This is a genomic window from Streptomyces calidiresistens (assembly GCF_014141525.1).
GTDB lineage: Bacteria > Actinomycetota > Actinomycetes > Streptomycetales > Streptomycetaceae > Streptomyces > Streptomyces calidiresistens.
Genome location: NZ_VKHS01000409.1, coordinates 1 through 4,916 on the forward strand (window position 1 = coordinate 1; position 4,916 = coordinate 4,916).

6 protein-coding genes are annotated in these 4,916 nt (G+C 76.6%); 5 read left to right on the forward strand and 1 reads right to left on the reverse strand.

Going from position 1 to position 4,916, the window contains the following annotated elements:
• Positions 1-5 precede the first annotated feature (5 nt).
• The 3 genes from FOE67_RS16480 to FOE67_RS30450 all read left to right on the forward strand — a co-directional run bounded on the left by FOE67_RS16480 (position 6) and on the right by FOE67_RS30450 (position 1,195).
• The gene (locus FOE67_RS16480; RefSeq protein WP_182665021.1) at positions 6-167 is read left to right on the forward strand and encodes a DUF4244 domain-containing protein; all 162 of its coding nucleotides are present in this window, start codon (positions 6-8) and stop codon (positions 165-167) included.
• Entirely contained in the window at positions 154-561 is a 408-nt protein-coding gene (locus FOE67_RS16485; RefSeq protein ID WP_323384974.1) for a TadE family type IV pilus minor pilin, read from the forward strand. The genes FOE67_RS16480 and FOE67_RS16485 overlap by 14 nt, the downstream gene beginning before the upstream one ends.
• A gap of 229 nt (positions 562-790) precedes the next feature.
• Positions 791-1,195, forward strand: coding sequence for an Rv3654c family TadE-like protein (locus FOE67_RS30450; RefSeq protein WP_182665015.1), 405 nt, complete (start codon positions 791-793; stop codon positions 1,193-1,195).
• On the opposite strand, the gene FOE67_RS16495 is transcribed toward FOE67_RS30450, so the two are convergent.
• Entirely contained in the window at positions 1,164-3,668 is a 2,505-nt protein-coding gene (locus tag FOE67_RS16495) for a DEAD/DEAH box helicase (protein WP_182665017.1), read from the reverse strand. The two genes, FOE67_RS30450 and FOE67_RS16495, sit on opposite strands and share 32 nt — an antisense overlap.
• A gap of 157 nt (positions 3,669-3,825) precedes the next feature.
• On the opposite strand from FOE67_RS16495, the gene FOE67_RS16500 reads away from it, so the two are divergent.
• Positions 3,826-4,167 carry an STAS domain-containing protein gene (locus tag FOE67_RS16500; protein ID WP_143625458.1) on the forward strand — a complete coding sequence of 114 codons (342 nt, stop codon included), beginning with the start codon at positions 3,826-3,828 and terminating at the stop codon, positions 4,165-4,167.
• A 116-nt stretch (positions 4,168-4,283) separates the two neighbouring features.
• Positions 4,284-4,694: an ATP-binding protein gene (locus FOE67_RS16505; RefSeq protein ID WP_182665019.1), complete on the forward strand. Its 411-nt coding sequence runs from the start codon at positions 4,284-4,286 to the stop codon at positions 4,692-4,694.
• The last annotated feature ends 222 nt before the right edge of the window (positions 4,695-4,916 follow it).

Below are 4,916 nucleotides of genomic sequence, written 5' to 3' on the forward strand. Positions count from 1 at the left end.
CGGCGGTGCTCATCCCGGCGGACGCCGGGATGAGCACCGCCGAGTACGCCGTGGGAACCCTCGCGGCCGCCGCCCTGGCGGCCGGGCTGCACCAGGTGGTCACCTCCGGCTCGATCCTCGGCGCCCTCCAGGGGCTGGTGGAAAGGGCCCTCCATGCGGTGCTCTGAGCCACCGGGGTCCCGCGCGGCCCCCGCTCCTCCCCGGCGACCGCGCCCCCGGGGCCCGTCCGGACGGGACGGCGGGTACGTCACCGCCGAGACCGCGCTCGTCGTGCCCACCCTGGTCCTCCTGCTGGGCGTGCTGCTCTGGGGGACGGGGGCGGCCGTCACCGTCCTGCAGTGCGCCGACGCGGCCCGTGCCGCCGCCCGCGCGGCGGCACGGGGCGAGCCGGAGGAGACCGTTCGGCGGACGGCCCTCGCCCTCGCCCCCGCCGGTGCGGAGGTGAACGGGGAGCGCGAGGAGACCCTGCACCGCGTGAGGGTCACCGCGCGCACACCGACCGCGGGACCGCTGCCCGCGCTGCCGGTGGCCACGGAGGCGGTGGCGCATGTCGAGCCCTGACCGGGGACCCCGGATTCCTCCGCGGTGCGGCGCGGTGCCGCCCCCGGGGCCGGCGGCCGGCGGAGCGGGGTCCGGTGGTTCACCGCCGCCGGTGGTCCGGGACGGCGGTCGGTGGGGCGTCCCCGGTCCGCGCGGCGGCACCGGGACCTCCCGGGCCGGTGATCGGCCGGGGCACGGTGCTCCCCTCCGCCCGTCGGGGTGCGCGGAAGACCGTCCGGCGGGGTGCGGCGTGCGCGGTCCGACCGTCCGCGCGCCCCGGGCCGCCGCCCCGGGTGCCCCCGGGGCCGACCGGGGCGCGGCCACGGTGTGGTGTGTCGCCTGCCTCGGCCTGCTCTCCGTGGTGCTGGGCGCGGTCCTGGCCCTCGCGGCCGTGGTGGAGGCCCGTCAACGCGCGGCGGGCGCCGCCGATCTCGCCGCCCTGGCGGCGGCCGAACGCGCCTGGCACGGCTCGGAGCGGGCCTGCGAACGGGCCCTGCTCGTCGCCGAGGCGGGCGGTGCGCGCCTGGTGCGCTGCGGCATCGGCCCCGGCCTCCACCCGGACGACCCGCCCGACGCCCTGGTCGCCGACCTCACCGTCGAGAGCCGGGCCGGACCCCACCGGCTCAGGGCGCGTGCCCGTGCCACAACCGGCTGAGCAGCAGGAGGGCGCCGTGTTTGTCCAGCGGCTCGTTGCCGTTGCCGCACTTGGGCGAGTGCACGCACGAGGGGCACCCGTCGGCGCACTCGCAGGCGGCGATCGCCTCCCGGGTGGCGGTCAGCCACGACCGCGCGGTGTGGAAGGCCCGCTCGGCGAAGCCCGCGCCGCCCGGGTGCCCGTCGTGCACGAAGACCGTGGGCAGCAGGGTGTCACCGTGCAGGGCGGTGGAGACCCCGCCGATGTCCCACCGGTCGCAGGTGGCGAAGAGCGGCAGCATCCCGATCGCGGCGTGCTCGGCCGCGTGCAGCGCCCCCGGCAGCGCGGCGGGCTCCACCCCGGCGGCCTCCGTGGCGTCCTCCGTCATCGTCCACCACACGGCCCGGGTGGTCAGGGTGCGCGGCGGCAGGTCCAGCCGCGTCTCGCCCAGCACCTCGCCCGTCACCAGCCGTCGCCGCAGACAGGAGACCACCCGATGCGTCACCCGGACCGAGCCGAAACACAGCCGCGCGTCCGTGCCCGCGGGAACGGAGCGTTCCGTCTCCAGCACCGAGATGTCGGTGACCTCCCGCGCGGTGGTGGTCCACGGCGGGTTGGCCTCCTCCACCAGCGCCACGCCGTCCTCGAGGTCCAGCTCCCGGACGACGAAGGTCGCCCCCCGGTGCAGGTGCACCGCGCCGGGGTGGACGGTGCGGTCCGCGGCGGCGGCGTCCACCGTGCCGAGCAACCGGCCGGTGTCGGCCTCCACCACCCGCACCGGCTCACCTCCGGTCCCGCGGATGTCCACCATGGCGGCGGGGCGTTCGCGCCGGGTCCAGTACCAGCGGTTCCCCCGCCGGCGCAGCAGGGAGCGTGCCTCCAGCCGGGGGAGCAACTCCCCGGCGACCGGCCCGAAGGGCTCCTCCTCCGCGGGCCCCAGCGGCAGCTCGGCCGCCGCCGCGCACAGGTGCGGGGAGAGGACGTGGGGGTTGCCCGGATCGAGCACGGTGGCCTCCACGGGCCGCCGCAGCAGGGCCTCCGGGTGGTGGACCAGGTAGGTGTCCAGGGGGTCGTCGCGGGCGATCAGCACCGCCAGCGCGTCGGTGCCCCGGCGTCCGGCACGCCCGGCCTGCTGCCACAGCGAGGCCCGGGTGCCGGGGTAGCCGGCGATCAGCACCGCGTCCAGGCCGGCGACGTCCACGCCCAGTTCCAGGGCGTTGGTGGCGGCCAGTCCCAGCAGCCGACCGGAGCGCAGGGCGACCTCCAGCTCCCGCCGCTCCTCGGGCAGGTAGCCACCCCGGTACGAGGCCACCCGGCCGGCCGGTCCGCTGCCGCCGGCCCCGTTCGGGGAGGCGCCCGGGCCGCCCTCCAGCCGCTCCCGGGCGATCAGGGAGATCAGCTCCGCGCCGCGCCGGGAGCGGACGAAGGCCACCGTCCGCACCCCCCGGCCGACGAGGTCGCCCAGCAGGTCGGCGGTCTCGGCGACGGCGGTCCGGCGCACGGGCGCACCCCGCTCGCCGCCGCCCTCGCGCTCGCGGGTCAGCGGCGGCTCCCACAGCGCGAAGACCATCCGCCCCCTCGGCGAGGCGTCCTCGGTGACGGCGGTGACCGGCAGGCCGATCAGCCGCCCCACCGACGCGGCGGGATCGGCGACGGTCGCCGAGGCGGCGAGGAAGACCGGCTCGGCGCCGTAGTGGGCGCAGATCCGCCGCAGCCTGCGCAGCACCTGGGCCACGTGGGAGCCGAAGACCCCCCGGTAGACGTGGCACTCGTCCACCACGACGTGGCGCAGCGCCCGCCAGAACCCCGACCACCTGCGGTGGCCGGGCAACAGCGAGCGGTGCAGCATGTCGGGGTTGGTGAGCAGCAGGTTGGCGTGCGCCCGGGCCCACTCGCGTTCCTCGGGTGGGGAGTCCCCGTCGTACACGGCGGGCCGCACCGCCTGCCCGAGCGGTGCCGCCAGGTCCCGGACCGCCCGCCGCTGGTCGGCGGCGAGCGCCTTGGTCGGTGCCAGGTACAGGGCGGTGGCCGGCCGCAGCGGGGAGGGACCGACCGGGCCCGTACCCCCGCCCCCGGCCGCCGGCCGGCGCGGGCCCCGCCGTGCCGGCCCGGCCGGATCCGTTCTGCTCGGTTCCGCCGGCGGGCCGGCGGGCGGTGCGACGAGGGAGTGCAGCACCGGCGCGAGATAACAGACCGACTTGCCCGAGGCGGTGCCGGTCGCCACGACCACCGACTCGCCCCGCAGCGCGCGCGCCACGGCGTCCGCCTGGTGCTCCCAGGGACGCCCGATCCCGGCGTCCGCCAGCGCCCGCACCACCTCCGGGGACAAATCCGCGGGCCAGGGGGCATGGCGGGCGTCCCGGGCGGGCAGGTGCTCGACGTGGGTGACGCGGGCCGCGCGGTCGGCGCCTCGCCCCAGGTACGCCAGCAGTGCCTCCGGCGAGTCGGGGCGCCGGGGTGAATCGGGGGGATCGGTGCTCTTCGCTCGGGACATCACCCCGAGTCTGTCACCGGTCCGACGGACAATGGCCGTAAGTCATCGTCCCCGGCCGGGACAAGTGATTGAATGCACTGGCGGCTGCCGATCATCCCTTGCCCATGGCGGTGAGGCGTCAGGGGCGACCGCTCGATAGCAAGGTGCTGGAGGATCCGTGGACCTGTCCCTGTCGACCCGAAACGTCGGCGACCGCACGGTCGTCGAGGTAGGCGGCGAGATCGACGTGTACACCGCGCCCAAGCTGCGCGAACAGCTGGTGGAGCTGGTGAATGACGGCAACCACCACCTGGTCGTGGACATGGAGCGCGTCGACTTCCTCGACTCCACCGGCCTGGGCGTGCTGGTGGGTGGCTTGAAGCGCGTGCGCGCGCAGGAGGGCTCGTTGCGTCTGGTGTGCAACCAGGAGCGCATCCTGAAGATCTTCCGGATCACCGGTCTGACCAAGGTGTTCCCCATCCACCCCACGGTGGATGACGCGGTCTCCGCCGCCGACTGACCAGCGAACGCCCGCACAGCCCAGAGCATCGGTGCCCCGCCCCCGGCGGTCCGGCCCCCCGGCGGGGGCCGGCCGTCCGGGGTCGCGGGCCCGGCACCACCCAGGGGGATGGCAGCATGGCCACCGTCGAACTGCGTTTCAGCGCCTCGCCGGAGCACGTCCGCACCGCGCGGCTGGTGGCCGCCGCCGTGGCGCGGCGGGCCGGGGTCGAGGAGTCGGCCCTCGACGAGCTGCGGCTGGCGGTCGGCGAGGCGTGCAGCCGGGCCGTCGGGCTGCACACCACGCTCGGTCTGACCGGGCCGGTCCGGGTCTCCCTCACCGAGGGCGAGAAGAGCTTCGCGATCGAGGTCGGCGACGACACGCCCGGTCCCCCTGCCTCCGCCGCATCCGGCAACGGAGCGGCGGGTGACGGCGACGAACTGGGTCTGGCCGTGATCAGCGCCCTCGTGGACGAGGTCGAGGTCACCAAGGACGACCGCGGTGGCCTCATCCGGATGAGCTGGCCCACCGTCCGCGCCACCGACTGAGCCGCGCCCGACACCTTCCCCGGGCGATCCCGGGAGCGGTCGAGGCGATTTCCGGAACGGGCCCCGTTCCGCCCCTGCCCTGCGGCCGGGATCCTCCGGTGCCGTTCCCCCTCCGCGTCTCCATTTCGGTCATTCATTCCCTTTTCCCGCTCTCTTCCCTTTCGTCCGGTTCCGGCGCGGCGCCCGGGTGCTGCACGTGGGTGGGACCGGGGGGCCGGGGGC

Coding starts and splice junctions, on each gene's coding strand:
- FOE67_RS16495 (WP_182665017.1), bottom strand. CDS start 3,668: ATGTCCCGAGCGAAGAGCACCGATCCCCCCGATTCACCCCGGCGCCCC.
- FOE67_RS16505 (WP_182665019.1), top strand. CDS start 4,284: ATGGCCACCGTCGAACTGCGTTTCAGCGCCTCGCCGGAGCACGTCCGC.
- FOE67_RS16485 (WP_323384974.1), top strand. CDS start 154: ATGCGGTGCTCTGAGCCACCGGGGTCCCGCGCGGCCCCCGCTCCTCCC.